At 44.1% G+C, this 26,236-nt stretch carries 21 protein-coding genes, 2 tRNA genes and 2 rRNA genes; 21 read left to right on the top strand and 4 right to left on the bottom strand.

Features of this window, described 5'->3' with window-relative positions:
- The first annotated feature begins 25 nt into the window (after window positions 1–25).
- The 4 genes from A391_RS0100125 (at window position 26) to ubiA (ending at window position 4,020) form a co-directional block, all read left to right on the top strand.
- Window positions 26–412 carry a RidA family protein gene (locus tag A391_RS0100125; protein ID WP_019896544.1) on the top strand — a complete coding sequence of 129 codons (387 nt, stop codon included), beginning with the start codon at window positions 26–28 and terminating at the stop codon, window positions 410–412.
- Window positions 413–511: 99 nt separating this feature from the next.
- Window positions 512–2,551: an ATP-dependent DNA helicase RecG gene (gene recG, locus A391_RS0100120; RefSeq protein WP_029143900.1), complete on the top strand. Its 2,040-nt coding sequence runs from the start codon at window positions 512–514 to the stop codon at window positions 2,549–2,551.
- A gap of 45 nt (window positions 2,552–2,596) precedes the next feature.
- On the top strand, window positions 2,597–3,145 hold the full coding sequence (locus A391_RS0100115) for a chorismate--pyruvate lyase family protein (RefSeq protein WP_019896541.1): 549 nt from the start codon (window positions 2,597–2,599) through the stop codon (window positions 3,143–3,145).
- Window positions 3,142–4,020, top strand: coding sequence for a 4-hydroxybenzoate octaprenyltransferase (gene ubiA, locus A391_RS0100110; protein ID WP_019896540.1), 879 nt, complete (start codon window positions 3,142–3,144; stop codon window positions 4,018–4,020). Before A391_RS0100115 ends, ubiA begins: the two co-directional genes overlap by 4 nt.
- Before the next feature lie 88 nt (window positions 4,021–4,108).
- Here the strand turns inward: ubiA and A391_RS0100105 are convergent, their stop codons facing one another.
- Complete coding sequence (locus tag A391_RS0100105) at window positions 4,109–6,427, bottom strand: type IV pilus assembly protein FimV (protein ID WP_019896539.1); 2,319 nt, start codon at window positions 6,425–6,427, stop codon at window positions 4,109–4,111.
- A gap of 337 nt (window positions 6,428–6,764) precedes the next feature.
- Between A391_RS0100105 and rplM the strand changes: the two genes are divergently transcribed.
- From rplM to A391_RS0100045, 12 genes are all read left to right on the top strand, one after another.
- Complete coding sequence (rplM, locus tag A391_RS0100100; protein ID WP_019896538.1) at window positions 6,765–7,193, top strand: 50S ribosomal protein L13; 429 nt, start codon at window positions 6,765–6,767, stop codon at window positions 7,191–7,193.
- A gap of 9 nt (window positions 7,194–7,202) precedes the next feature.
- Window positions 7,203–7,595 (top strand): 30S ribosomal protein S9, encoded by a 393-nt coding sequence (gene rpsI, locus A391_RS0100095; protein WP_019896537.1) that lies wholly within the window; start codon window positions 7,203–7,205, stop codon window positions 7,593–7,595.
- 117 nt (window positions 7,596–7,712) lie between these two features.
- Entirely contained in the window at window positions 7,713–8,765 is a 1,053-nt protein-coding gene (argC, locus tag A391_RS0100090) for an N-acetyl-gamma-glutamyl-phosphate reductase (RefSeq protein ID WP_029143899.1), read from the top strand.
- 4 nt (window positions 8,766–8,769) lie between these two features.
- Window positions 8,770–9,120: a DUF6776 family protein gene (locus tag A391_RS0100085; protein ID WP_019896535.1), complete on the top strand. Its 351-nt coding sequence runs from the start codon at window positions 8,770–8,772 to the stop codon at window positions 9,118–9,120.
- Between the two features lie 77 nt (window positions 9,121–9,197).
- Window positions 9,198–9,569, top strand: a complete 372-nt coding sequence (locus A391_RS0100080; protein WP_019896534.1) for a bactofilin family protein — start codon at window positions 9,198–9,200, stop codon at window positions 9,567–9,569.
- 89 nt (window positions 9,570–9,658) lie between these two features.
- A complete protein-coding gene (gene erpA, locus A391_RS0100075; RefSeq protein WP_019896533.1) occupies window positions 9,659–10,024 on the top strand; it encodes an iron-sulfur cluster insertion protein ErpA in 366 nt (121 codons plus the stop codon).
- A gap of 305 nt (window positions 10,025–10,329) precedes the next feature.
- Window positions 10,330–13,134 carry a monovalent cation/H+ antiporter subunit A gene (locus tag A391_RS0100070; RefSeq protein ID WP_157261307.1) on the top strand — a complete coding sequence of 935 codons (2,805 nt, stop codon included), beginning with the start codon at window positions 10,330–10,332 and terminating at the stop codon, window positions 13,132–13,134.
- Window positions 13,134–13,499: a Na+/H+ antiporter subunit C gene (locus tag A391_RS0100065; RefSeq protein WP_019896530.1), complete on the top strand. Its 366-nt coding sequence runs from the start codon at window positions 13,134–13,136 to the stop codon at window positions 13,497–13,499. Before A391_RS0100070 ends, A391_RS0100065 begins: the two co-directional genes overlap by 1 nt.
- Window positions 13,499–15,034: a monovalent cation/H+ antiporter subunit D gene (locus A391_RS0100060; RefSeq protein WP_019896528.1), complete on the top strand. Its 1,536-nt coding sequence runs from the start codon at window positions 13,499–13,501 to the stop codon at window positions 15,032–15,034. The genes A391_RS0100065 and A391_RS0100060 overlap by 1 nt, the downstream gene beginning before the upstream one ends.
- The gene (locus A391_RS0100055; protein ID WP_019896527.1) at window positions 15,031–15,519 is read left to right on the top strand and encodes a Na+/H+ antiporter subunit E; all 489 of its coding nucleotides are present in this window, start codon (window positions 15,031–15,033) and stop codon (window positions 15,517–15,519) included. Before A391_RS0100060 ends, A391_RS0100055 begins: the two co-directional genes overlap by 4 nt.
- Complete coding sequence (locus A391_RS0100050; protein ID WP_019896526.1) at window positions 15,513–15,782, top strand: K+/H+ antiporter subunit F; 270 nt, start codon at window positions 15,513–15,515, stop codon at window positions 15,780–15,782. Before A391_RS0100055 ends, A391_RS0100050 begins: the two co-directional genes overlap by 7 nt.
- On the top strand, window positions 15,779–16,099 hold the full coding sequence (locus A391_RS0100045) for a Na+/H+ antiporter subunit G (protein WP_019896525.1): 321 nt from the start codon (window positions 15,779–15,781) through the stop codon (window positions 16,097–16,099). The genes A391_RS0100050 and A391_RS0100045 overlap by 4 nt, the downstream gene beginning before the upstream one ends.
- 95 nt (window positions 16,100–16,194) lie before the next feature.
- Here A391_RS0100045 and gltA read toward each other — a convergent pair whose 3' ends face one another.
- The 3 genes from gltA to A391_RS0100030 form a co-directional block, all read right to left on the bottom strand.
- On the bottom strand, window positions 16,195–17,493 hold the full coding sequence (gene gltA, locus A391_RS0100040) for a citrate synthase (protein WP_019896524.1): 1,299 nt from the start codon (window positions 17,491–17,493) through the stop codon (window positions 16,195–16,197).
- 76 nt (window positions 17,494–17,569) lie between these two features.
- The gene (locus A391_RS0100035; protein WP_019896523.1) at window positions 17,570–18,670 is read right to left on the bottom strand and encodes an anhydro-N-acetylmuramic acid kinase; all 1,101 of its coding nucleotides are present in this window, start codon (window positions 18,668–18,670) and stop codon (window positions 17,570–17,572) included.
- 22 nt (window positions 18,671–18,692) lie between these two features.
- Window positions 18,693–20,075 carry a M23 family metallopeptidase gene (locus A391_RS0100030; RefSeq protein ID WP_019896522.1) on the bottom strand — a complete coding sequence of 461 codons (1,383 nt, stop codon included), beginning with the start codon at window positions 20,073–20,075 and terminating at the stop codon, window positions 18,693–18,695.
- A 105-nt stretch (window positions 20,076–20,180) separates the two neighbouring features.
- Between A391_RS0100030 and tyrS the strand changes: the two genes are divergently transcribed.
- From tyrS to A391_RS0100005, 5 genes are all read left to right on the top strand, one after another.
- Window positions 20,181–21,380 carry a tyrosine--tRNA ligase gene (tyrS, locus tag A391_RS0100025; RefSeq protein ID WP_019896520.1) on the top strand — a complete coding sequence of 400 codons (1,200 nt, stop codon included), beginning with the start codon at window positions 20,181–20,183 and terminating at the stop codon, window positions 21,378–21,380.
- A 514-nt stretch (window positions 21,381–21,894) separates the two neighbouring features.
- Window positions 21,895–23,432 (top strand): 16S ribosomal RNA (locus tag A391_RS13515).
- Between the two features lie 103 nt (window positions 23,433–23,535).
- Window positions 23,536–23,612: transfer RNA gene (locus A391_RS0100015), tRNA-Ile, on the top strand.
- Window positions 23,613–23,627: 15 nt separating this feature from the next.
- Window positions 23,628–23,703 (top strand) — tRNA-Ala (locus A391_RS0100010).
- Between the two features lie 371 nt (window positions 23,704–24,074).
- A 23S ribosomal RNA gene (locus tag A391_RS0100005) occupies window positions 24,075–26,236 on the top strand; the annotation flags it as partial.

Raw genomic sequence — 26,236 nt, 5'->3', positions numbered from 1 at the left:
TTTTTAACAAAGAGTGGGTTATTAAATGACAGCTAATACAAAACAAATTATTCAAACACAAGGTGCACCAGCAGCTATTGGTACTTATTCTCAAGCAGTAAAAGTAGGCAACACCGTTTATATGTCTGGTCAAATTGGCCTAGACCCGGAAACCATGCAAATGGTGGATAGTATTGAAGCGCAAATTCATCGCGTATTTCAAAACCTTAAAGCGGTGGCTGAGGCTGCCGGTGGTAGTTTGGCCGATGTCGTTAAACTGAATATTTTTTTGACAGACCTAACTCACTTTGCCTTAGTGAATACCATTATGGCTGAATACTTTAGCCAACCATACCCAGCACGTGCTGCGGTTGGTGTCGCTTCATTGCCACGCGCTGCGCTAGTTGAGGCTGATGCTGTGATGGTGCTTTAACTTCTCATCCTTGCCAAGAGTAAATTCAGATTGACGCTAATTTAATTAGGCGTGATATGTATTTAAATTATGTAGTTATTCTTGGCTAGACATCTCAATGTGACACAGCTCAGTCAAATTAAAGCATTCAGTAAGCCTTTAATCGCCAATTTGGCTAAGCTTGGTATCGCCAGCTGTCAGGGCCTGTTGTTGCATTTGCCATTGCGCTATATTGATGAAACGCATGTGACAGCTGTTCGAGATTTGCACATGGGAGAATCCGCGCAGGTAGAGGGCGAGATTGTTCATGCAGAGGTCACCTATAAGCCCCGCAAAGCACTCATTGCCAGATTAGAAGACGCAAGTGGCCAGCTCACGTTGCGTTTTTTACATTTTTATCCTAGCCAAATCAATGCACTTAAAGTTGGTGCTAAGGTACGTGTTTATGGTGAGGTACGCAACGGCTTTTTTGGTTATGAAATGGTGCACCCTACCTGTAAGGCTGTAGGTGAAAAGTCGGAGGTGGCTGAAACCCTAACGCCAGTTTATCCAACAGTTGCAGGGCTTGGTCAGGCAAGTTTGCGTAAAGCGATACGCATTGCATTGCAGCAGGCTGATATGCATGAAACTTTACCTGCGCAAGTGTACGCACATTTAGACTTGCCCAGCTTCAAAGCAAGCCTCATCGCGTTGCATCACCCAAGCCCTGATGTCAATCTGCGCGCTTTAGATAACAAGATCACAGTACATTGGCGGCGTTTGGCATTTGATGAGCTACTCGCACAGCAGTTATCCATGCGTAAACATTATGCACGGCGGCGTAGTGTAAGCGCTCCGCAATTTAAACCATCCAAACAACTAGTGTCTGCTCTACTGAAGAGCTTGCCGTTTGCTTTAACTGGCGCACAGCAAAAAGTGGCTTTAGAAATCGAACGTGATTTAACACAAGCGCATCCTATGCAACGCTTATTGCAGGGCGATGTAGGAAGTGGCAAAACGATAGTAGCTTGTATGGCTGCATTGCAATGCATAGAAAATGGTTGGCAAGTGGCATTAATGGCACCTACTGAAATATTGGCGGAGCAGCATTATCGTAAGATGCTAAGTTGGCTCATGCCATTAAATATCAAGATTGCGTGGCTCACTGGCAGTCAAAACAAAAAAGATCGCGAGGCTGCACTCCAATCTATTGCTAGCGGTGAGGCAAGATTAGTGGTTGGCACACATGCCTTATTTCAAGAAGCGGTACGTTTTAAAAACCTTGGCTTAGCGATTATTGATGAACAGCACCGATTTGGCGTACATCAGCGCTTAGCGTTACGCCAAAAAGGCCAGCCAGAGCCACATCAGTTGATGATGTCTGCTACTCCAATTCCACGCACCTTATCGATGAGCTACTACGCTGATCTTGATGTTTCCGTGATTGACGAGTTGCCTCCTGGCCGCTCGCCTATCGTCACAAAGATAGTTTCCGATGCTAGGCGTGATGAAATCTTGCAGCGTGTGCGTGAGGCCTGCTTGCAGGGCAATCAGGCCTATTGGGTCTGTCCTTTGATTGAAGAGTCTGAAGCATTGCAGTTAGCAACGGCCAATGACACTTATACGCTGATGCAAGACGAGTTCCCTGAATTGAAAGTCGGCCTAGTACATGGTCGCATGAAACCATCAGAAAAGCAGGCCGTCATGGCTGAGTTCAGCGCAGGGCATTTACAACTTCTGGTTGCTACCACTGTAATCGAGGTTGGTGTGGATGTTCCTAATGCTAGCTTGATGGTGATTGAGCATGCCGAGCGGATGGGATTGTCTCAGCTGCATCAGCTACGCGGGCGTGTGGGTAGGGGCTCGGCAAAAAGTACATGTATCTTGCTATACCAAAATAAGCTATCGGATACCGCACGTGCCAGATTAAAAGTGATTTATGAAAGTAATGATGGTTTTGTGATTGCACAGGCTGATTTACAGATTCGTGGGCCCGGAGAATTGCTAGGCGTGCGCCAAAGTGGAGTGCCGATGTTGAAAATTGCTGATTTAGAACGCGATGTGGATTTGCTAGAAGCTGCAAAAACCATGGCAGACGCGCTACTTAAAAACTATCCAACAGAAGTAGAGCAACATTTAGAGCGCTGGATGAGTAGTGCAGGTGAGTTGGTGAAGGTCTAGCGATATGACAGTCGAATTCATTAACAACATGCGATAATTCTGGCTGTGAAGACTCGTAAGCATAACTCCCAAGCTCGTTATCGCTGGTTAGCAAAGCCATTGCTAAGTCATGCATATCGCACCTGGCTGATTAATAATCAATCGTTAACGGCTAGGCTACAGCAGCGTTACTTAGACTTTTACGTAGCGCCATTAACAGTTAACTTCCTCAAGCCAATCCATGATGAAGCGGCGCCACTCAATGTGTCAGCAGATAAAATTGTACTGGTTCGCGACGTATTGTTATATGGAGGGCAACGTCCTGTGGTGTTTGCACACAGCATTCTACCCAGAAAAAGTTTGCGTGGTGTGTGGCATGGTTTAGGTAAACTTGGTAATAAACCACTTGGTGCAACCTTATTTGCCAATCCTAGAGTTAAGCGCACAACGTTAAGTTATAAGAAGCTATCACCCAACCATACTCTATATCATCATGCAGTCAAATATTTGACGACTAAACCAGCAAGCTTATGGGCTAGGCGTTCGGTGTTCAGCCTGAACTGCGCTACTATTATGGTCACTGAAGTTTTTCTCCCCAATATCCTTCTCCCATGAATACACAAGACATCGTCAAAAAAATAAACAGTTATGAGCGCCTGATGCGTTTAGATAAGCCAATTGGCATTTTGTTATTACTTTGGCCAACATTATGGGCGTTACTGATTGCGGGTGGTGGAAAGCCTGACTGGATTATTGTATTGATATTTGTTACAGGTACAGTGCTGATGCGTAGTGCTGGCTGTGTGGTGAACGATATTGCAGACAGTCAGTATGATGGATTGGTTGAGCGCACCAAAAATCGCCCTTTACCCAATCAAGAGGTCACTAAGAAAGAAGCTTATAGCTTAGCCTTAGGGTTAAGCGTGATAGCGTTTGGATTAGTCTGTTTATTGAACACGTTGACGATACAGTTATCCGTGCTTGCCTTATTTTTAGCGCTGACCTATCCATTGACGAAACGGTTTTTCGCGATACCTCAAGCTTATTTAGGTGTCGCTTTTGGTTTTGGTATCCCAATGGCATTTGCTGCGATTGACAATCATGTACCTACCATTGCTTGGCTGCTTTTGCTGGCGAATGTATTTTGGGCAATTGCGTACGATACTGAATATGCAATGGTGGATAGAGACGACGACCTGAACATAGGGGTTAAATCCTCCGCCATCACGTTTGGTCGCTTTGATGTTGTTGCCATTATGCTATGTTATGGCGCTACGTTGCTGCTACTTGGCACCGTGGGGTATCAACTAAAACTATCGTTCCCTTATTACGCTGGTTTGGTTGTTGCAGGTCTTGTCGCGGTTTATCATTATTACCTCATCAGAGGCCGCAATAGGGCAAAATGCTTTCAAGCATTTTTGGGTAATAATTGGTTTGGCTTTTCTGTGTTTGCTGGCCTATTGGCACACTATTTAATAAAAGCTTATTAAACAAGCTATATACAAACGTACCAAATCTTTCCATTCAATAAAATCTGGAGCATCGAGAGATGCCAAATGAGTCTTGATTGCTAGGTTTCTAAGAGCCTAGTTTTGGCAAATCCCATTCAATAATGTTGGAATCTTTGCTCTTGTTCGGTGTTGGTTTTTCATTAGTTTCTGTTGAGGAGATGTCTTCAGCTGCTGCTTCCTCAGGGTAGACATTTAAAGGGAAGTGAAACTCTTCTGCCACTTCGTGAGAGTCATCATCTTTCTCCAAAAATGCTTGCTTGATGTCTTCTGCGATGACAGTGTCTGCGACATCATGCGGCATTGACGCCTCTACTACAGGTTCAGCATTTTCAATATGATCATCAAAGTCTACTAGCATATCTACATCATAAGAAGGTACTTTCTGGAAAGGAGAGTTCTCAAACTGTGAATACGACTCTTCTTTGGTCGGCTTATTTAACTTTGCCTGCTCAGGTGTATCAAGAAGTGATGCAACGGTGAAGTCTTCATCACTGATTGCATTGTTGCTTGGCTTTTCTGTCATTTCAGATGGAGACGCTTGATCAAAAGAAATATCCTCACCAAAAGCTGCTTCGTTAAACGCCAAGTTATCTAAATTAGTAGTCGTTGGAGTGCTTTCAACTCCGCTAGTGAGCGTTGCAGTCGCTGTTCTATATAGCGTACGTTGGCTTGTTGAAACGCCAGTGCTCAGTAGTTCTGCGATCTTTTTCAGGAAAAATAACTCTTCAAAATTGTTGGCAGAGAAGCCTTCGGCCGGCTGTGCATGTTGGTCGTAAATTAAGTCATTTAAAAACTTAACTGCAAATGGCGAGCCCCAGACACCCTCAAGTCTGGCAACGATATTAGAATAATCTTCGATTGAAGAGAGATCCTCATTTTTAGCATCAAAATAGTGAGGTACTCTGATGTTAAAGTGTTTTTTTGCTTCAATCACCGCAGCCTCATATTCGGCCTCTGTACCTTCGGAGGCAATCAGTGATAACAATTTAAGCCAAACTTTGGGTGACTCTCTGGGGAAATCGTTCAAATGATTTTGTAACAATTGAATCGCTAGTAATGGACGCTCGTGCTCTATAAAAACATCAGCATTGTCGATGATGCTGTCATGCTCGTCACTTACATGCTCTGTGACGGACAACGAAGTAGGCCTAGATGGTTCAATTTTTTCATCATCATATGATTGATCATCAAGAAAAGATGGCGAGAAACTGTCATTTTTGGCTTGTTTGCTATTATATGAAGGTAACGTTGATGTTGCGGAAAGCGACTGCTCATCATCATCGCTCGCTTCTGTGTCTTCAGCATTCAGCCAGTTCATTTCTTGCTTCATGGACCGTCTTGCAGTCCAAGTTCTGCGTAACCACTCAAGCGCAACTATCAGCAAACCTACGCCAATCACAAGTAATAAGTAATCAAACCAGCCGGATTTTTGACTCTCTAACTCATTTTTAGCAAGGGCTGCTTCGTTTCTTAATTGGATATTTTGAGCCTGCAAGCTGATAATCTGCTTTTCTAGATGCGATAATCGGTTTGACATGACCGTCACTTCATCCATCATTTCAGCACTATCAATAGGTGCAATAGGCGGTGCGCGATTAAGATCAATTTGCGTTTCAAATTTTAGTCCTAAGTTTGCTTGCCCGTTGAGCGCGTTAGATGTCGCGCTTCCCCCAGAAATGCTCAGATAAGGCTTGCTAGAGCTACTCGGTTGGATCGGAGTTTGTTCCGCAGTCTTATCCGTTGCAGTCGACGATGTTGTTTGCTTGGTAGCGCTTGTTTGTTTGCCAATATAAGCATCCATTAATTTATCGTCAGCACTACTTGTGTCAGTGTTATTAGATAGGCTAGTTGGGCGTTTTTTTGACTTCCGTTTTGCTTTGCTCAGTGTTTTGCCAGTGGCCTTGTCAGCTAAGCCAACATTAGCAATGTTGTTAGGTTGGCTAGCTAAATTCGGTTTATCGATGCTATCACTTGGCTGCCTGCCAAGCTCGTCAGATTGAGTAGCATGGTTTGTGTTGCCCAGGGCTTCGCCATGATGAGGTGCTGGGTCTAACAATAAAACGTAATCACGGTCCAGCTGGGGTTTGCAATGATATGAAACACGCAGGCCAAGAATAGGCTCAGTAATAACAGATTGTGTTGTGATGGTGAGTTGATAGCCATCTTTGTAAGGCGTTAAGGTCGAGAACGCTTTTCTGAAAGCAGAGGTCTCATTGGTGTCTGTGATTGTAAAACAATTGGAATCTGGTGATTTCTCGACGTCAGTGACATTTAATTTAACAATCAGTGACTCACCCAAATATGATTTAAGCGTAGCGTCCCCAAAGCTGAGTGCAAAGCTCGCATTGGCGTAGAAGGCTAAAATAAGGGGTATAAATAGTCTCAAAATATGTTTGTTTTCAAATTGTTATACTAAATTTTGATTGCATTGTTAATCTGGTCTGTTAGAATCTTGTACTTGCTTATTAATGCGGTAAAGCTATTGTGAATCAATGCTACTTTACCATAAATAAAAAGCACAATTCATGCCAATAGATATTGGTATGGATACCAAACAAATATATGGATGCCATTTGTTTGATATAGTTCTTAAAGCATATGGTTGCAAGTTGGTAATAAACTTAAAAATATTAAGTCATCAGTATAATACTGTTTGACAAAACATATTTCTTTAGCATAAAATCCGCCTCTTAATTTTTTTAGCTCATAGTATTGGTAACACAATGAAAACCTTTTCAGCAAAATCACACGAAGTGAAGCGCGATTGGTTTGTGGTTGATGCCACAGACCTAGTGCTAGGCCGTCTAGCTAGCGCAGTTGCACACCGTTTACGCGGCAAACATAAAACAATTTATACGCCTCACGTTGATACAGGTGATTATATAGTTGTTATTAATGCCGACAAATTAAAAGTAACTGGTAATAAAGCCGATGGTAAACTTTACCATAGCCACTCTGGTTACCCAGGCGGTATCAGCACAACAACATTCTCTAAAATGCAAGATCGTTTCCCAGGTCGCGCTTTAGAAAAAGCGGTTAAAGGCATGTTGCCTAAAGGTCCTTTAGGCTATGCAATGATCAAAAAAATGAAGGTTTATGCAGGTAGTGAGCATGACCACGCGGCACAACAACCGCAACCATTGACCATCTAAGGATAAAAAATGATCGGTAAATACAATTATGGTACGGGTCGCCGCAAAAGTTCTGTAGCGCGCGTATTCTTAAAATCAGGTAAAGGCAACATCATTGTTAATGACAAGCCAGTTGATGAATATTTTTCACGCGTGACATCACGCATGATTTTGCGTCAACCATTAGAGTTAACAAACAACACAGCTAGCTTCGACATCATGGTTAACGTAATCGGTGGCGGTGAGTCTGGTCAAGCTGGTGCTGTTCGCCACGGTATTACACGTGCTTTGATCGATTTTGATGCTACATTGAAAAGTGCATTGTCACACGCTGGCTTCGTGACACGTGATGCACGTGAAGTTGAGCGTAAAAAAGTTGGTCTACGTAAAGCGCGTCGTCGTAAACAATTCTCTAAACGCTAATACGTTAAACGCTATTTGGCGGTTGGATTTGAAAAAGGTCGCTTTGGCGGCCTTTTTTATTGGATGAAAAAGATAGAGCGCTTATAATCAGAACACTTGGTCAATAAATTAAATAAAATGGTATCTAAGAAAATTAAAATAGGGATTGTTGGTGGCACAGGATACACGGGTGTTGAGTTGTTGCGCCTATTAGCAATGCACCCACATGCAGAGTTAACGGTGATCACCTCAAGAGGTGAAGTAGGGTTACCGGTTGCTGATATGTTTCCTAGTTTACGTGGCTATGTTGATTTAGCATTTTCTGATCCAGCAACGGCAAATTTAAGTGCATGTGATGTGGTGTTCTTTGCAACACCGCATGGTGTTGCGATGAGTCAGGCACAAGCGCTGTTGGATGCTAACGTTAAAGTGATTGATTTGGCAGCAGATTTTCGTTTGCAAGACACGAGTGTTTTTGAAAAGTGGTACAAGTTGCCACATAGCTGTCCAGATGTTTTGCGTGATGCTGTTTATGGCATACCTGAGCTTTATCGTGAGAAAATTAAATCAGCTAAAGTCATTGGTAACCCTGGATGTTATCCAACAACAGTGTTGTTAGGGTTGGCGCCTCTACTGGAGAAAGGTTACATTGATTTTTCTGCGCCTATTGTCGCGGATGCTAAGTCTGGAGTTTCAGGCGCCGGCAGAAAAGCCGAAGTGGCTACTTTGTTTGCAGAAGCGAGTGATAGTATGAAGGCATATGGCGTGGCTGGACATCGTCATCACCCAGAGATTCATGCACACCTTACGCAATTGGCAGGTGCTGATGTGCAATTGATATTTGTGCCGCATTTAATACCGATGATACGTGGCATGCTTTCAACTATTTACGTTAAACTGACTGATGTTGGTAACACGGTAGATTTACAAGCTTTGTATGAGCAACGTTATCAACATGAGCGTTTTGTAGATGTGATGCCAGCAGGTGCTTTGCCAGAAACACGCTCAGTACGTGGTTCCAACCAATTACGTATTGCCTTGCATAAACAGCAAACGACGGGTTACTTAACCTTAGTGGTGGTACAGGATAATTTGGTAAAAGGAGCTGCTGGGCAGGCTGTGCAAAATATGAATATCATGTTTGATTTTGATGAGCGCAGCGGTTTAGAAGTTTTACCGTTGCTGCCTTGATCAAATGAAGCCAGTTCGCCGTAGAATACGTCGTCACTTTGGATTAACTGCTAAACAAGTTGCAGTGAGGTCTAAGCGCCCGTGGTATTTTCAGCTAGGTGCTACGTTTCTATTTATGGGTGTCGGCTATTTAGTTGCTTATTGGCAGTTTGCGACTGGCAGCGAGAGTTTACGGCAGACTGTGCTTGATAATCAGGCTTTAAATACAAAGGTGATCCAAGTAGAACGGCAGTTACAAATTGAACAGGCAGCACAGAGTGTTTTAACTAAAGAGCTGCGTGAGGTTCAAGATGAAAATATTCATATTAAAGAGGATTTAGCTTTTTATAAAAATATGATGAACGGTAAAAGATAATAGCTATTATCTTTATATTGTTGTCCCATGAGTAGTTGTTGTCTGTAAGTAAGCTACCAAAGTTTAGAGGATTTAAGATGTTTTTTAAAAAAAGTAATCGCGTTCAAAATACGATAGACACTTTGATTGGCGTGGGCACCCGTGTTGAAGGTAATATTCATTTTTCAGGCGGTTTGCGCATTGATGGTACAGTCATCGGTGCAGTTGCTGAACCTAATGACCAACCTAGCACACTAATCCTTAGTGAGCTAGGAAGAATAGAAGGTGCAATCACGGCTTCAAAAGTGGTGATTAATGGCGCAGTCATCGGCCCAGTAAAAGCTGCGCAGTTTATAGAACTGCAAACTAAAGCGCGTGTCACTGGCGATGTTTATTACAACACCCTTGAAATGCACACAGGTGCGGTGATTGAGGGAAAGTTGGTTTATTTGGACGATAAAGCAGAGTAAAGTAAAGCTATACAGCATTTGCTATTGAAATTTATTGCGATAGGTCGCATATTAGTAGAGATATTTAATTGAAATTTTAGGAGTACACCATGAGTACAGTTGCAGAAGTTCAGGAATTAGACATTCCTTCACCTTTAGTTTTTACCGATAATGCGGCTAAAAAGGTGAAAGAGTTAATAGAAGAGGAAGGTTCACCAGATCTTAAATTACGTGTTTTTGTAAGCGGTGGCGGCTGTTCAGGTTTTCAATACGGCTTTACGTTTGAAGAGGAAGTGAACGACGATGACACGCAAGTGCAAAAAGACAGCGTGACATTGTTAATTGATCCGATGAGCTTGCAGTACTTGATGGGTGCAGAGATCGATTATCAAGATAGCTTACAAGGTTCACAATTCGTGATTCGTAACCCAAATGCACAAACAACTTGCGGTTGTGGTTCATCTTTTTCCGCTTAAGCTTTAATTAAACGCAAATTTACACGCTTGTGTTAATTGGGATGCTTGTCAGTACGAGCTCCGATTGACTAAGCGTGTTTGTTTATCTAGAGTGCTAATAGCTTTAGTTTGCACTTGGCCCAGACTTTTTGTTGATGGGCTAAACATATAGCTTAAATAATAATGAGTGTTGAATAGTATCAACGCTAATAAATACTAATAATACATAGGCATCCTGATTGATGCTCTGCATTTGAATCCCGCCAACCTTCGCACTTTAGGCATGAGAACATAATCGCGCATGATATTTTTGATTGATTATTGTAATGACTGAAAGTGCATACTTGCCTATATTGTTGCCGTTAACGCTTTTTACTGCATTCTTTGGGCTAGCTTTGCCCTTAATCGTTGAGCGCTTTGGTCGTAAAGCAACTGCTATTACAGCGGGTGCGGTCATGGCGACCTGTCTTGTACTGCTAGTTCCACTTTTTTCTTTTGCAATGAGTGGACAGCCTGTGATTGCACATTATGACTGGATGCCAAGTTTTGGTTTAAACCTTTCGTTCCGACTCGATGGCTTGGGTATGCTGTTTTCTATACTAATTCTTGGCATTGGCATGCTGGTAGTGCTGTATGCACACTACTATTTACCAGATAATGACAAATTAGGGCGTTTTTACGCACAGTTGCTTTTGTTTATGGCTGCAATGCTAGGGATTGTGCTCTCAGAAAACCTGCTGATGATGGTGGTGTTTTGGGAAGTAACCAGCCTCTCGTCATTTTTGTTAATCGCTTATAAGTCAGCCTCACATGAATCTAGAATTGCTGCGCGGATGGCGCTAGTCGTCACAGGTGCTGGTGGTTTGGCCCTGCTTGCGGGCATTTTACTATTAGGTAAGGTTGCTGGTAGTTATGAGCTGACGCAAGTGATTGAAGCCGCTGCGCAAATTAAATCTGACCCTTTATATCCTGCTATCCTCATCTTGGTCTTGCTAGGTGCTTTTACGAAATCGGCGCAATTTCCATTTCATTTTTGGTTGCCGAATGCAATGGTAGCACCTACACCAGTTTCGGCTTATTTGCACTCGGCTACGATGGTTAAGGCTGGTGTATTTTTGCTTGCACGATTTTATCCAGTGCTGTCTGGAACTGATTTGTGGCTGTTTAGCGTGAGTGTCATCGGTGGTGTTACATTGGTTTATGGTGCTTATGTGGCAATGTATCGTAATGATTTTAAGGGCCTATTAGCTTACTCAACGATTAGTCATCTTGGTTTAATTACTTTGCTTTTTGGTTTAAGTACGCCAATGTCAGTGGTTGCGGCAGTGTTCCACACGATCAATCATGCAATATTTAAAGCATCACTTTTTATGGCCGCCGGCATTATTGACCATGAGTGTGGCACGCGTGATATGCGGCGTGTGAATGGCTTGTTTAAGTTGATGCCTATTACTGCAACCTTAGCAATGCTTGCAGCAGGTTCGATGGCCGGTGTGCCATTGCTGAATGGTTTTTTAAGCAAGGAAATGTTTTTTACTGAATCAATTGTGTTTGATGGATTCGGAGGTTCGCACTGGATTTTGCCAATATTTGCGACCATCGCTGGAGTTCTAGCGGTAGCCTATTCAGCACGTTTTATTCACGACGTGTTCTTCAATGGAGAGCCTGTCGATTTGCCGCGTCAGCCTCATGAGCCCTCACGCTGGATGCGTGTGCCAGTGGAGATATTGGTTGTGTTGTGTCTGCTTGTTGGTATTTTCCCCGCTTGGTCTGTGGGTGCTTTGTTAGCCTCTGCTGCAGGTGCTAGCTTGCAATCGTCTTTGCCAATTTATGATTTAAAAATATGGCATGGATTTAATCTCGCATTATTGATGAGTTTGATAGCGTTGGTTGGCGGCGTTGGCCTATATATGATGCGTAGTACATTGGTACATTGGAATAACCAATTACCAACGCTTAGTAGCCGTATGCTTTTTGAACGAGCCCACCAGCACTTAGTTATTAATGCTGAAAAGGTTATGTCTGTGATTGATAATAGATCATTGCAGCGTTACATTGCTGTGTTCTTAGTCTTCGTGTTAATTTACGGCAGTTGGGCGTATGTGAGTGGCGGCAGTAGAGTCAGTGGTGTTTCTCACATGCGATTAGACATTGCCAGCATCATCGCTTTATCTGCATTAGCGTTAGGCGCGCTGGGCGCAACGTTTATGCATCATCGACGCTTATTAAGTATTATTTTAATTAGTGTTGTAGGCTTGGTCGTGGCCTTAGTCTTTTTACGTTTTTCTGCGCCAGATTTGGCATTGACCCAGCTTTCAGTAGAGGTCGTTACTACGGTGCTAATGCTGCTTGCACTGCATTATTTGCCGCAATCTACACCGAAAGAATCGATCAGTTTACGTGTGATGAGGGATGTGTTGCTTGCAGTTGGTGTTGGCCTAGCGATGGCGTTTGTAAGTTTTGCGCTGCTAACAAGCTCATTTAGTACAATTTCTGATTTCTATCTTCAGCAGTCAGTACCTGAGGGTGGTGGGCATAATGTAGTGAATGTCATCTTAGTCGACTTTCGTGGTTTTGATACCTTGGGTGAGATATCCGTGTTAGCAATGGCGGCCCTAGGTGCGCATGCTTTGCTTGATCAGTTACGTATGGTCCAACCCGCACGTGATAGTGCAGGCCGTTTATGGGCTGATGATGTACATCCATTGTTTTTGAAGATGCTAATGCGACCATTATTACCATTAGCGTTAGCGGTGGCAGTCTATATTTTCTTGAGAGGACATCATCTGCCTGGTGGTGGCTTTGTAGCGGGCTTGGTGACTGGCGTTGCATTGATTCTACAATCATTGGCTGGCGGATTCTCATTCGCTGAAGATCGTTTACCGCGATCCTACGCTCCTGCACTAGGGCTAGGCCTTGCTTTTGCTGCTGGGGTAGGTCTTCTCAGTTGGCTTTTTGCTCGGCCCTTTTTGACCAGTACACACGGCCATATTGCAATTCCATTGCTAGGTGATATTGAGTTGGCTTCAGTGATGATCTTCGATTTAGGTGTTTATTTAGTGGTCGTTGCGACAGTCCTGCTAATTCTGACTGAGTTAGGAAGATTAAATGTGAGAGGGGAGAGGGGTTAATGGAGGCGATGCTAGCAGTAGCAATTGGATTGCTCTTTGGGTGTGGTGTCTATCTCATGTTGCGTGCGCGCACGCTCCCAGTGATCCTTGGTTTGGCGCTCATCTCTTATGCAGTTAATTTATTTCTTTTTGCTAGCGGCAGATTAGTGATAAATGCGCCGCCTATCATCCATGCGGATATTAAGCACTATACTGACCCTATCCCTCAGGCATTGGTGCTAACGGCTATTGTGATTGGATTCGGTATGACGGCTTATATTTTAACGCTAGCATTACGTGGGTTGTCAGAGTCTGGTGATGATCATATCGACATGGTAGAAAAGGCTGAGAGCACTTCGTCTACACAAGTAAAAAAGCGTCACTGATGAATCACAGTCCAATTTTGCCAATAATAGTGCCGTTCATTGCTAGCATTATGCTATTGATGATGAATGCTACTCAGCTAAGCTGGCAGAGAGGTGTGAGTGCATTGTCAGTCACGCTATTGTTGGCCGTATCCATAAATTTGTTACTACTTGCTGATCAGTCTGCACCACTTGTTTATGCATTGGGTGAGTGGCAAGCACCTTTTGGCATAGTGCTAGTGGCTGATCGGTTGGCAGCCTTGGCCGTTCTAACTACGGCAGTACTTTCAGCATCGGTCTTGCTATATGCTAGTGGTGGTTTTGACAGCAAAGGTAGGCACTTTCATGCCGTATTTCAATTGCAGTTAGTTGGTATTAATGGCGCATTTTTGACAGGAGATGTTTTTAACCTGTTTGTATTCTTTGAGATTATGTTGCTAGCCTCATATATTCTATTAGCGCATGGTGGTGGCCTTATTAAAAGTCGCGCGGGTTTTGCTTATGTCATACTTAATCTAGCAGGCTCTGCCGTCTTTCTAATCGCACTGGGCTTGATCTACGGGACGCTAGGTACGCTTAATCTAGCTGATATTGCAATACAGCTTAAAACTGTGCCTGCTTCAGAAGCTTCGCTTGTCAGGCTTTCTGGAGCGTTGCTGATGACTGTGTTCTTGCTCAAAGCTGCGGTATTACCACTATCGTTCTGGCTACCACATGCTTACAGCGCGGCAGGTGCGCCAGTAGCCGCTTTGTTTGCAATCATGACTAAAGTAGGGATTGTCGCTATTCTGCATGTACAGATGATCGCTTTTAATGCAGCACCAGTGATGCATGGCTTGCTGGGTAGCTGGTTAATTGTCGCGGCATTAGTAACGATAGTGTTTGCAGCATTAGGCATATTAAGCGCAAAAAGTTTACAGTCGTTGGTTGCTTGGCTCATTTTGGGTTCAGCAGGGCTGTTATTGATTGTACCGTCATTGAATAATGTCGTGATAACAGCGGCTGGCCTTTATTATTTAGTGCAATCAGCGATTGTTGGCGCGGCATTCTTTATGATGGCTGGGTTGATTAGCAATGCACGTGGTCGAGTTGGCGATGCGTTTGTGATGACAACTTGGGTGTCTGATAATAAACTTAAGCTTGGGTACTTCATACTTGCAGCAACAGCGGCTGGCTTGCCACCGTTCTCTGGATTTATTGGCAAGCTCATGTTGCTTTTCGCCGTGAAGGAAAGTGTAATGATGCCGGCAATATGGGCAGTTGTTTTGATAGCCAGCCTTGTTACCACTATCGCACTTGTTAAAGCGGGTAGTCGTTTATTTTGGGAAATGCCAATTGATGGGGATCCATTGTCGCAAGAGCGCTTACCTCCAAACAATAAACGACAGCATTTTGCAACATTTGGTTTAATAGCGATTTCTCTGTTGTTGATTGTATTTGCAAAGCCTTTGTCTGACCTTACACTGCGCGCGGCACAGCAACTACATGCCCCGGAGCAATATATTCACGCAGTCATTCCTCACCATGCGGATATTCAAAGGGGTGTCAGGCCATGAGGCGACTAATTCCTCGACCAGCGTTATCGGTGGTGATTTTTTTGGTATGGACAGCACTGAATAACGCATCTTCCCGCGCACATTTTATTTTAGCGCTCATCTTAGCAGTTGGCTTACCAGTATTAACGCAGCGATTTTGGCCAGAGCGGTCAGAGAAAATAAAATTATTACCAGCTATTCGTTTGTTCGGTATTGTGCTTTGGGATATTTTGATGGCCAGCATTGATGTGGCAAAGTTGGTGCTTGGTCCATTAGATAAAATTAAACCTGCCTTCGTCGAGATTCCCCTAGATATGCAAGACCCATTTGTCGGTACTCTGCTCGCTAGTATTGTCTCGTTGACACCAGGTACAGTTTCTATTGATATAGATCGTTCACGCTGGGTGCTACAAGTACATGCGCTCAATGTTGATGACACTGAGGCATTGATTCACTCAATCAAGACTCGTTATGAACAACCTCTAAAGGAGATATTTTCATGCTAAATACCGCCATACCCATCGCATTTGTGATGATTGGATTAGCGATGATGCTCAGCCTTTATCGAATGGTAATTGGGCCAGATATGACAGACCGTTTGCTTGCGTTAGATACCCTATACATTAACACTGTTGCGCTGATAGTGCTCATTGGAATCGATATGAATAATAGTGCTTACTTTGAATCTGCTCTACTGATTGCCATCATGGGTTTTGTAGGCACAGTTGCTTTATCCAAATATATGTTGCGTGGGAACATAATCGAATGAGTATCTGGCTAGAGTATTTTATCTCGTTTCTGATAATAGTCGGGGCTGGCTTCACGCTACTAGGATCAATAGGCCTAGCAAGGCTACCAGATTTTTTTATGCGAGTGCATGGACCAACTAAAACTACTACGCTAGGGGTAGGCTCGATGGTGATTGCATCGGCCATCTATTTTAGTGTCACAGGTGATGGGGTTAGTTTGCATGAAATAATAGCCACAGTATTTCTATTTATCACTGCGCCAGTTAGCGCACATTTGCTTACAAAAACTGCACTGCATATCACAGCTGGTGCTGGTAGAGCAGATAAGCAGACTTAGTGATCTAGCCTAGCATTCATCTAGACTTAGAACGGTCTTAAGTTATATAAATTCAAGGTGCATTGACGAAAGTGCACCTTGATTCTGTTGAGTGGCTATCTTTTATTTAATTCAACGAATGGTCTTTTTGCTGAGCCAGTGTACAGTTGGCGCGGTCTGCCAATTTTAGCTTCAGGGTCTGAATGCATTTCGGACCATTGTGCAATCCAACCTGCAGTTCTTGCAAGCGCAAAAATCGCTGTAAACATACTGTTTGGAATACCCATTGCACGCATCACAATGCCACTGTAGAAATCTACGTTAGGATAAAGTTTACGTGACACGAAGTATTCGTCTTCCAGCGCAATCTTCTCTAGGGCTAATGCCAGTTTAAACATAGGGTCATTGTTTAGGCCTAGTACATCCAACACTTCATGGCACGTTTTTCTCATGATGGCAGCTCTTGGGTCCATATTGCGGTAAACGCGATGGCCAAAGCCCATGAGCCTGAAACTGTCAGATTTGTCTTTTGCGCGATTAATAAATTCACCAATACGTGAAACGTCACCAATCTCTTCAAGCATGTTAAGTGTTGCTTCATTAGCACCGCCATGTGCTGGACCCCACAGCGATGCAATACCTGCTGAAATACAAGCAAATGGATTTGCACCACTAGAGCCAACTAAACGCACGGTTGAAGTAGACGCATTTTGCTCGTGATCAGCATGTAAGATTAAAATCCGCTCAAATGCTTTTGCTAAGACAGGGTTAGGCACGTATTGCTCACATGGCGTGGCAAACATCATATACATAAAGTTTTCCGCATAATTCAAGTGATTTTGCGGGTACATAAATGGTTGGCCAATATTGTATTTATAGCTCCACGCAGCAATCGTTGGTACTTTTGCTAGTAAGCGATGCGCAGATATCTCACGGTGCTTTGGATTCAAAATATCCATCGAATCAAAATAAAACGCTGATAGTGAACCAACTACGCCCACCATGACAGCCATCGGATGTGCGTCGCGTCTGAATCCGCGGAAAATATTACTGAGTTGGTCATGCAGCATGGTGCTGCCAGTAATCGTGTCAGTAAATTGTTTTTTTTCTGTCACGTTTGGTAGTTCGCCATGCATCAGCAAGTACGCAACTTCTAAGTAATCACAGTGCTCAGCAAGCTCTTCAATCGGATAGCCACGGTGATACAGTAAACCTTGCTCTCCATCAATGAACGTAATGTTAGAGTTGCACGCAGCGGTAGACATAAAACCAGGGTCGTAAGTGTATACCCCATGTTTGCCTAATGTGCGGATATCAACGACATCATTACCTAGTGTTCCTGAGAGCATAGGTAATTCAATTGGTGATTTGCCATTGTCAAAGCTGAGTGTCGCTGTACTTGTATTATTTTTCATGGTGTTTTTGTAGTTCTAATCATCATTTACTGTGATTATACTTTATCAACGCAGGCAGATGAATGATAAAAGCTTACTATGCTTGGTAAATCGCACCTAAAATGCGTAAGCCTCTTGCGCCAGTGACTTCTGGTAAGTTGGCGCTTTCTTGAGATAGACACTTTTTCGCCAGCCATGCAAAGGCAATTGCCTCAACCCAGTCAATGCCCATGCCTAGTTTATCTGTCGTTTCTATGCGCACTGACCCCATGAGTGACTGCAGGTCGCTAGTCAGTAGTTTATTCTTAGCACCACCGCCACAAAGGTATATTTCGTCTGCTTGACCGCAGTATTGTTTGACGGCATTTGCAATAGAGTGCGCACTTAATGCAACCAATGTGCGAGCAACATCATTATGCGCATATTCTTGTGTGGCTAGCCAACGGCTTAGCCATGCATCGTTAAATAAATCGCGGCCTGTACTCTTAGGTGGCTGTGCCGAGAAATAAGGTTCACTTAACATGGTAGATAATAAAGGTTCAATGATATTGCCAGTGCTAGACCATTGACCATCGGCATCGTAGTTTAAGCCTAAATGTTGTTTAATCCATGCATCTAATAGCATATTGCCTGGACCAGAATCAAAACCGAATATCTCACCAGTATTGCTCAGGTAGGTAATGTTGGCGATGCCACCTATATTGATAATTGCTCGATTATGCTTATTGTGAGCAAAAGCATCTTGATGAAATGCGGGTACTAAGGGTGCACCTTGGCCCCCAGCGGCAATATCTCTACTTCTAAAGTCGCTCACAACAGTAATCCCCGTGAGTTCGCTTAGTAATGCGGCATTTCCAATTTGCATGGTAAAGCCTAGCTCTGGACGATGCCTAATGGTTTGTCCGTGACAACCAATCGCGTTCACAGACGTCGCATCAATTTTTGCTGCCGACAATAGCTCATTGACTGCCGTCGCATACAAATGAGCAAGCGTATTGCCGATAAGTGCTGTTTTTTCTAACTCGTTATCTGTTGGGTGTTGTAATGCGAGAATTTGTGTGCGTAAATCTGCTGAGTAATCAACAAAGTGAGTTTTAAGTAGCTGGGGTTGTTGCAGGTGGTTGAACGTGACCAACGCAACGTCAACACCATCTAGGCTAGTGCCCGACATCAACCCGATGAAAAGCTGGCTAGCCATGATGGTGTCTAACTAAGGTGAACTATTCTAATGCGGCGATGTTGCTTGTGCCTAGTAGTCTAAGCTGAGCCATCATTTGGTTGCTAATAGTCTCAAATTGAGCCTTATTGCCGCCCTGAATTGTATTGTTCTTTGGTAATGCCACTTTCATTGGGTCTTGATGCTTACCATTGATTAAAAACTCATAATGCAAATGTGGGCCAGTCGCCACACCGCTCATGCCCACAAAACCAATCATTTGACCTTGTGTGACTTTTGATCCGCGACGTAGCTCTGGCGCAAAGCGTGAAAGATGGCCGTAAACTGTACTGATGCCATTATCATGTTTGAGGATGATGACATTGCCGTAACCACCTTTAGTGCCTACAAAATCAACAACCGCATCAGCCGAGGCTTTGATACGTGTGCCAGTGGGTGCCGCAAAGTCTACCCCCTTGTGTGCACGCATTCTTTGCAGCACAGGGTGAAACCTAGCTACGCTAAAGCCAGAGCTCACTCGGCTGAACTCTAAAGGTGAACGTAAAAACGATTTATGAATACTTTTACCTTCTGGTGTGTAGTATTGCATTTGATTATTGCTATCTCGGAAGCCCACAGCTCGGTACACTTTGCCGTTGTTCACAAATTCAGCAGCTAACACCTCACCTGATTTAATCAACTCACCTTGATCGTAACTACCTTCATAAATGACATTGAATCGGTCACCACGACGTAAATCAGTATGAAAGTTAATTTCACTTTCAAAAATATCTGCGAGCTGGATAGCAATATGGTCTGGAATGTTGGCGGCATCGGTTGCGCCAAATAATGAGCTATTGATTTTTGCTGATTTTAATACTGGGCGAATTTCTAAAATGCGCTCATCTTGATGAGCCTCGTAGCCATCAGCAGTTTTAGTAATCGTTAAAAACTGATCGGCACTGATTTGATATTCAAAATGAAACAGATTTCCATCCGTATCGGTTTCCGATTTTACTTGGCGGCCAGGGATGATTGATCGTGCAATTTCACTAGCAACGCTATCTGAGCGAATAAACTCAAGTGCATCACGATTGCGAATGTTGAGTCTGGTTAGAACACTCTGTAATGTGTCATCTCTACGTACATAATCTTTATACCAAAATTTTTCTGCTAAGTTGGCCTCATCATTTAATGCTTGGTCAAGTGTTGGTAAGCTCACTTCTTCAACCACCATAGAAGTGGCGATATTCGTGGTTAAGGTTTGAGGTGCAATACCAAAAGCTGTGTAAATACCAAATAATGGTAAGCAAGAAATCGCCAATATCCAGCGCAACTTAAATTTACGCTCTGTAAGGCGCTGCAACTTGCGTTCAGCTTTATTGGCGTTTTGCGTTAAAATAGAATCTTGGGTTGATTGGTGATGATTGGGCTCGTTGATATACACGGGCTAACCTTTACTTAATTATTTCAGCTCTTGATACTAACAGAAAATTAAGTTTATACAAATAAACTAGCGGTAAAAAATAATAGAGTTTAAGGACGTTAAAACGTGAATATTGAAATCAGCCAACAGCTCGCAGTAATCAAACGCGGAGCAGATGAACTGTTAATCGAAGCCGAGTTGGTCGAGAAGCTTAAAAAAGGTCAGCCATTAAGAGTTAAAGCTGGCTTTGACCCTACGGCGCCAGACTTGCATCTCGGACATACTGTACTTATTAATAAGCTTCGTCAGCTGCAGGAGCTTGGGCATCATGTATTGTTTTTGATTGGCGACTTCACTGGGATGATTGGCGACCCAACAGGTAAGAGCGCAACGCGTCCGCCGTTGACTGCTGAACAGGTGCAGGAAAACGCAAAGTCATACACTGCTCAAGTATTTAAGATATTAAAGCCAGAGCAAACAGAAGTTGTATTTAACTCTAAATGGCTCACTGAGCTTGGTGCTGCTGGCATGCTTAAGTTGGCAGCCAGTCACACCGTTGCACGTATGTTAGAGCGCGACGACTTTTCTAAGCGCTTTAAAGGTAACCAGCCAATTGCGATTCATGAGTTCCTTTATCCCTTATTACAAGGCTATGACTCTGTTGCATTGAGTGCTGATCTTGAGTTGGGTGGTACAGACCAAAAATTTAACTTGCTGATGGGACGTGAACTACAGAAGCAAGCAGGACAGAGTCCGCAATGTGTACTTACGATGCCTCTGCTAGAAGGTTTGGATGGCGTTAATAAAATGTCTAAATCTTTAGGTAACTATATAGGTATCGCAGAAGCCCCAGAAATCATCTTCGCTAAAATCATGTCAATCTCTGATGAATTAATGTGGCGCTATATAGAGTTGCTTTCGTTTGAGTCATTGGAAACCATTGCGCAATGGAAAGCTGATGTGGCGGCAGGTGCAAACCCTAGAAACGTTAAGGTTCAGTTTGCGCAAGAAGTAGTTACGCGCTTCCACAGTAAAGAAGACGCAGATAAAGCCTTGCTGGATTTCCAAACGCGGTCAAAAGGCGGCATACCAGACGATATTCCGCAAGTAGAGGTTGTCGCAGAGTCGGATGCTATAGGTATTGCTCAACTGTTGAAGTTAGCCGGACTGGTAGTGAGTACTTCTGAAGCCTTCAGGTCTATTGAACAAGGTGGTGTTAAATTAGACGGTGAAAAAGTGACAGATAAGGCTTTGACAGTCAAAAAAGGTAGTGCTGTGGTTGCGCAAGTAGGTAAGCGTAAATTCGCAAATGTAACAATTATGTAACAGATTCAAAATAGGGGTTGACCAAAGTTTAAAGCGCTGTAGAATGCGCACCTCGCTGACGAAACAACGTTAGCGAAAAGTAGAATGTAGTAGAAGGCGTAGTAAAAAGTACGGTTAATTTTAATTAGTAAATATTACGAAATTAAGGTTGACGAGCGTTAAAAGCTCTGTATAATGCGCACCTCGTTAACGCAAAGCGTAACGACGGAAACAAAAAGTTCTTTAACAATATAACAACTGATAAGTGTGGGTGCTTGTGAATAAAGCAGCTGACTTAATCGCAACTAACTTGTTTTAGTGTTTACATTAAAATTTAACTTAGTTGATTGGCATTAAGTTCAGACTCAGAAAAACAAGTGCTTACACTTAAATTTATGACAAATATGTAACGGTTCTTGGTAACAAGAATCACACAGACCTTGAAATGAATTTGAGTCATTACTTAATTATCTTAAGTAATAAAGCAAAAGCGAAATAACCACCTCGCAAGAGGAAAAAGTAATAGTCAGAAATTAAACTGAAGAGTTTGATCCTGGCTCAGATTGAACGCTGGCGGAATGCTTTACACATGCAAGTCGAACGATGATTTCTAGCTTGCTAGAATGATTAGTGGCGAACGGGTGAGTAATGTATCGGAACGTATCCAATAATGGGGGATAACTAATCGAAAGGTTGGCTAATACCGCATACGCCCTACGGGGGAAAGCAGGGGATCTTCGGACCTTGCGTTAATGGAGCGGCCGATATCTGATTAGCTAGTTGGTGAGGTAAAAGCTCACCAAGGCGACGATCAGTAGCTGGTCTGAGAGGACGACCAGCCACACTGGAACTGAGACACGGTCCAGACTCCTACGGGAGGCAGCAGTGGGGAATTTTGGACAATGGGCGAAAGCCTGATCCAGCCATTCCGCGTGAGTGAAGAAGGCCTTCGGGTTGTAAAGCTCTTTCGCAAGGGAAGAAACGATGCAGTCGAATAAACTGTGTTAATGACGGTACCTTGATAAGAAGCACCGGCTAACTACGTGCCAGCAGCCGCGGTAATACGTAGGGTGCAAGCGTTAATCGGAATTACTGGGCGTAAAGCGTGCGCAGGCGGTTTTGTAAGTCAGATGTGAAATCCCCGAGCTCAACTTGGGAACTGCGTTTGAAACTACAAGACTAGAATATGTCAGAGGGGGGTAGAATTCCACGTGTAGCAGTGAAATGCGTAGAGATGTGGAGGAATACCAATGGCGAAGGCAGCCCCCTGGGATAATATTGACGCTCATGCACGAAAGCGTGGGGAGCAAACAGGATTAGATACCCTGGTAGTCCACGCCCTAAACGATGTCTACTAGTTGTTGGTGGAGTAAAATCCATGAGTAACGCAGCTAACGCGTGAAGTAGACCGCCTGGGGAGTACGGTCGCAAGATTAAAACTCAAAGGAATTGACGGGGGCCCGCACAAGCGGTGGATTATGTGGATTAATTCGATGCAACGCGAAAAACCTTACCTGGCCTTGACATGTAACGAACTTTCCAGAGATGGATTGGTGCTCGAAAGAGAACGTTAACACAGGTGCTGCATGGCTGTCGTCAGCTCGTGTCGTGAGATGTTGGGTTAAGTCCCGCAACGAGCGCAACCCTTGCCATTAATTGCCATCATTTAGTTGGGCACTTTAATGGGACTGCCGGTGACAAACCGGAGGAAGGTGGGGATGACGTCAAGTCCTCATGGCCCTTATGGCCAGGGCTTCACACGTAATACAATGGTCGGTACAGAGAGTTGCCAACCCGCGAGGGGGAGCCAATCTCAGAAAGCCGATCGTAGTCCGGATTGTAGTCTGCAACTCGACTACATGAAGTCGGAATCGCTAGTAATCGCGGATCAGCATGTCGCGGTGAATACGTTCCCGGGCCTTGTACACACCGCCCGTCACACCATGGGAGTGGGTTTTACCAGAAGTAGTTAGTCTAACCGCAAGGAGGACGATTACCACGGTAGTATTCATGACTGGGGTGAAGTCGTAACAAGGTAGCCGTATCGGAAGGTGCGGCTGGATCACCTCCTTTCTAGAGACGTCTTTACTTTGCAAGCATTCACACTTATCAGTTGTTAGTAGTCAGCAGCATCAATGATTGACCAAACATTGGCGGAAACGCTAGTAAACCTTGAGGGTCTGTAGCTCAGCTGGTTAGAGCACCGTCTTGATAAGGCGGGGGTCGATGGTTCGAGTCCATCCAGACCCACCAGATTCACCTGAAAATGGGGGATTAGCTCAGCTGGGAGAGCACCTGCTTTGCAAGCAGGGGGTCAACGGTTCGATCCCGTTATCCTCCACCAAGTATTGATGTTGTAAGTAAGAAATTAGAAGCAAGTGTTGTTTGTAAAAACAATCTTTGCTTCTAGTTTTTAACTAGACTGTTCTTTAACAAAATGGAAGAAGTAAAGTGAATACACATTATTGTGATGATATGTGTGTATTCAAAATGGGTAGTAATTGATTGCAAAATCGAAACATTTTGCTTCTGCTCAGTTTCAAGAATGAAAGTTCTTAAGCTTATTAAATTAAGCAAAACAAGCGAAGTAAGATAAACCAGTCATTATTCTATAACCTTGGAATAATGACGAAGTTGCTTTAGAAACACCTATGACGGATGTCTCATGCATCATGGAATTTGAATTTAAAAAGGGTTCAGGTTTTAACGTTATAGGATCAAGCGAATAAGTGCATATGGTGGATGCCTTGGCGATTACAGGCGATGAAGGACGTGATAGCCTGCGTAAAGTTTCGGGGAGCTGGCAAATAAGCTTTGATCCGGAAATGTCCGAATGGGGAAACCCACCCGCAAGGGTAACCGCTCCTGAATATATAGGGAGATGGTGGCAAACCGAGTGAACTGAAACATCTAAGTAGCTCGAGGAAAAGAAATCAACCGAGATTCCGTAAGTAGTGGCGAGCGAACATGGAATAGCCTGTTATTTTTAGCACATGCGATAGTAGAACGGAATGGAAAGTCCGGCCATAGAGGGTGATAGCCCCTTATACGAAATCCCGTGTGTGGAACTAGGGTAACGACAAGTAGGGCGGGGCACGAGAAACCTTGTCTGAACATGGGGGGACCATCCTCCAAGGCTAAATACTCGTAATCGACCGATAGTGAACCAGTACCGTGAGGGAAAGGCGAAAAGAACCCCGGGAGGGGAGTGAAATAGATCCTGAAACCGTATGCATACAAACAGTGGGAGCGGACTTGTTCCGTGACTGCGTACCTTTTGTATAATGGGTCAGCGACTTACATTCAGTAGCAAGCTTAACCGATAGGGGAGGCGTAGCGAAAGCGAGTCCGAATAGGGCGTCTAGTTGCTGGGTGTAGACCCGAAACCAAGTGATCTATCCATGGCCAGGATGAAGGTGCCGTAACAGGTACTGGAGGTCCGAACCCACAAATGTTGAAAAATTTGGGGATGAGCTGTGGATAGGGGTGAAAGGCTAAACAAACTTGGAAATAGCTGGTTCTCTCCGAAAACTATTTAGGTAGTGCCTCGTATATCATTCTCGGGGGTAGAGCACTGTTATGGCTAGGGGGTTCATAAGAACTTACCAAACCATTGCAAACTCCGAATACTGAGAAATGCAATTACGGGAGACAGACCATGGGTGCTAACGTCCGTGGTCAAGAGGGAAACAACCCAGACCGACAGCTAAGGTCCCAAATGACGTGCTAAGTGGAAAACGAAGTGGGAAGGCATAGACAGCCAGGATGTTGGCTTAGAAGCAGCCATCATTTAAAGAAAGCGTAATAGCTCACTGGTCGAGTCGTCCTGCGCGGAAGATGTAACGGGGCTAAGCACGTAACCGAAGCTTCGGATGCTGCATTCTTCGGAATGTATGCATGGTAGGAGAGCGTTCTGTAGGCCTGCGAAGGTGTTCTGTGAGGAATGCTGGAGGTATCAGAAGTGCGAATGCTGACATGAGTAGCGATAAAGGGAGTGAAAAGCTCCCTCGCCGAAAACCCAAGGTTTCCTGCGCAACGTTCATCGGCGCAGGGTGAGTCGGCCCCTAAGGTGAGGCAGAGATGCGTAGCTGATGGGAAACAGGTTAATATTCCTGTACCTGTATACAATGCGATGTGGGGACGGAGAAGGTTAGGTCAGCCGGGTGTTGGATGTCCCGGTTCAAGCGTGTAGGCAGATTCTTTAGGCAAATCCGGAGAGTCAATGCTGAGGCGTGATAACGAGCGTACTTGTACGTGAAGTGATTGATACCATGCTTCCAAGAAAAGCCACTAAGCTTCAGTTGTATAGAGACCGTACCGCAAACCGACACAGGTGGGTAGGATGAGAATTCTAAGGCGCTTGAGAGAACCCGGGAGAAGGAACTCGGCAAATTAGCACCGTAACTTCGGGAGAAGGTGCGCCCCGGTAGGTTGTAGAGATTTACTCTCGAAGGCCGATGGGGTTGCAGTGAAAAGGTGGCTGCGACTGTTTAATAAAAACACAGCACTCTGCAAACACGAAAGTGGACGTATAGGGTGTGACGCCTGCCCGGTGCTGGAAGATTAAATGATGGGGTGCAAGCTCTTGATTGAAGTCCCAGTAAACGGCGGCCGTAACTATAACGGTCCTAAGGTAGCGAAATTCCTTGTCGGGTAAGTTCCGACCCGCACGAATGGCGTAACGATGGCCACACTGTCTCCTCTCGGGACTCAGCGAAGTTGAAATGTTTGTGAAGATGCAATCTACCCGCGGCTAGACGGAAAGACCCCATGAACCTTTACTGTAGCTTTACATTGGACTTTGACAAGATTTGTGTAGGATAGGTGGGAGACTATGAAGCGGTGTCGCTAGATATCGTGGAGTCAACCTTGAAATA

This window comes from Methylotenera mobilis 13 (assembly GCF_000384255.1).
Lineage (GTDB): Bacteria > Pseudomonadota > Gammaproteobacteria > Burkholderiales > Methylophilaceae > Methylotenera > Methylotenera mobilis_B.
Note: the sequence above shows the minus strand (reverse complement) of the source record. Positions and strands in the feature narration are given on the sequence as shown.